The sequence below is a fragment of the Mesorhizobium sp. M1A.F.Ca.IN.020.06.1.1 genome, from assembly GCF_004023265.1.
Lineage (GTDB): Bacteria > Pseudomonadota > Alphaproteobacteria > Rhizobiales > Rhizobiaceae > Mesorhizobium.
In genome coordinates, this window is record NZ_RZSR01001287.1 from 1 (window position 1) to 1,303 (window position 1,303).

At 64.2% G+C, this 1,303-nt stretch carries 3 protein-coding genes; 2 read left to right on the forward strand and 1 reads right to left on the reverse strand.

Annotated features, from left to right (window positions below; genetic code table 11):
• Positions 1-160, reverse strand: a 160-nt coding sequence (locus EOA60_RS33325) for an ATPase inhibitor subunit zeta (protein WP_128312636.1), incomplete at its 3' end; no start/stop codon positions are given.
• Between the two features lie 225 nt (positions 161-385).
• On the opposite strand from EOA60_RS33325, the gene EOA60_RS33330 reads away from it, so the two are divergent.
• The gene (locus EOA60_RS33330) at positions 386-769 is read left to right on the forward strand and encodes a DUF6152 family protein (RefSeq protein WP_095823225.1); all 384 of its coding nucleotides are present in this window, start codon (positions 386-388) and stop codon (positions 767-769) included.
• Entirely contained in the window at positions 770-1,237 is a 468-nt protein-coding gene (locus EOA60_RS33335; protein WP_095823224.1) for a hypothetical protein, read from the forward strand.
• Positions 1,238-1,303 lie beyond the last annotated feature (66 nt).

Consider the following 1,303-nt stretch of genomic DNA (forward strand, 5'->3'; position numbering starts at 1 on the left):
CTTTCGCATAGGCGTCGGCATCCACGCCGGACTTGTCGAGCTTCTCGGCGGCCCACAGGCCGAGCAGCTTGTTCCGGCGCGCCACGGCCTTGAACTTCGTCTCCTCGTCCATTGCGAATTTCTTTTCGAAGCCTTCCTGACGGTCCCTCATGCTGCTCATGGTTTGCCTCGCTCAGACGTGAGTTCGACCGCCTCCGATGCATGCGAAGAGCGGCCTGGAGAAGCGAAAATGGGGAGCATGAAGGCCTGTAGCAAGGCCTGATCGTGCTGTGGACGCCGCGGACCCTAAATTCGTGCCATGCCGGGCTTACGCTCCGATGTGATTTGACCTGGCCGTGCCGTCGCCTACTTTCCACCCTGGCAGGAGGAGTGGAGGAGACGGGCGATGCAGTTACCGTTGAACCCCATGCAGGGCGTCGTGCTGGCGGCGGCGTTGATGTTTGGCACTGCCGCCTATGCCCATCACGGCTGGTCGTGGACGCAGGACGACTTCTTCGAGCTCAAGGGCAAGATCGCGGCGATCTATATCGGCAATCCGCATGCGACGCTGGACGTCGATGCGAAGGGGGAGGTGTGGCGGGTGGAGATGGCGCCGCCGGCCCGCACCATCGCCGCCGGCTTCACCGAGGAGGTCGCCAAGGTCGGCGACGCGGTGACCGCGATCGGCCATCGCTCGCGCGAGGAGGCGGAAAAGCGCATGAAGGCGGTGCGCATCATCGTCGGCGGCAAGCGCTACGACGTCTATCCCGACCGCCTGCCGCCTGCCTAGATGGCGGAGTTTCTGGCCGGCATCGAGCAGCTTGCCTTGGTGCGGGGGCTGAAAGCCTCCTTCGTCGCTTATCCGATCGTCAACGCGCTGCACATCATGGCGGTCGGCGCGCTGCTCACCAGCGTCGGCCTCATGGATTTCAGCGTCCTTGGCGCCTTCCGCTCGCTGCCCCACGCGCCGTTCGTCGCGCTGCTGCGCCGCGTAGCCCTTGGGGCGTTTGGCGGCGCGATCATCACCGGGGCGCTGCTGTTTTCGGTAAAGGCGGGCACCTATGCGGCGATGCCGATCTTCCTTGCCAAGATAACGCTGATCCTGCTAGCGGGGGCCAATTTCCTCGCCTTCACGCGCTTGACCCGCACGAGCGGGGTGGCCGAGTCGGCCGGGGGCATCGCGGCCGTCCTGGCCGTGATTTCGCTCGGTCTGTGGACCTGCGTGCTTTTCGCCGGGCGATTCATAGGGTTTTTGTGAAGCAATTCCATGAAGAGCCGCTTGCTGCTCAGATGTCCGGCGCGCTGCCGACCTTCTTCTTCATCT

What these genes read in the sequence shown, in the direction of transcription:
- EOA60_RS33330 (WP_095823225.1), top strand. Translation starts at nt 386, where the DNA reads ATGCAGTTACCGTTGAACCCCATGCAGGGCGTCGTGCTGGCGGCGGCG.
- EOA60_RS33335 (WP_095823224.1), top strand. Translation starts at nt 770, where the DNA reads ATGGCGGAGTTTCTGGCCGGCATCGAGCAGCTTGCCTTGGTGCGGGGG.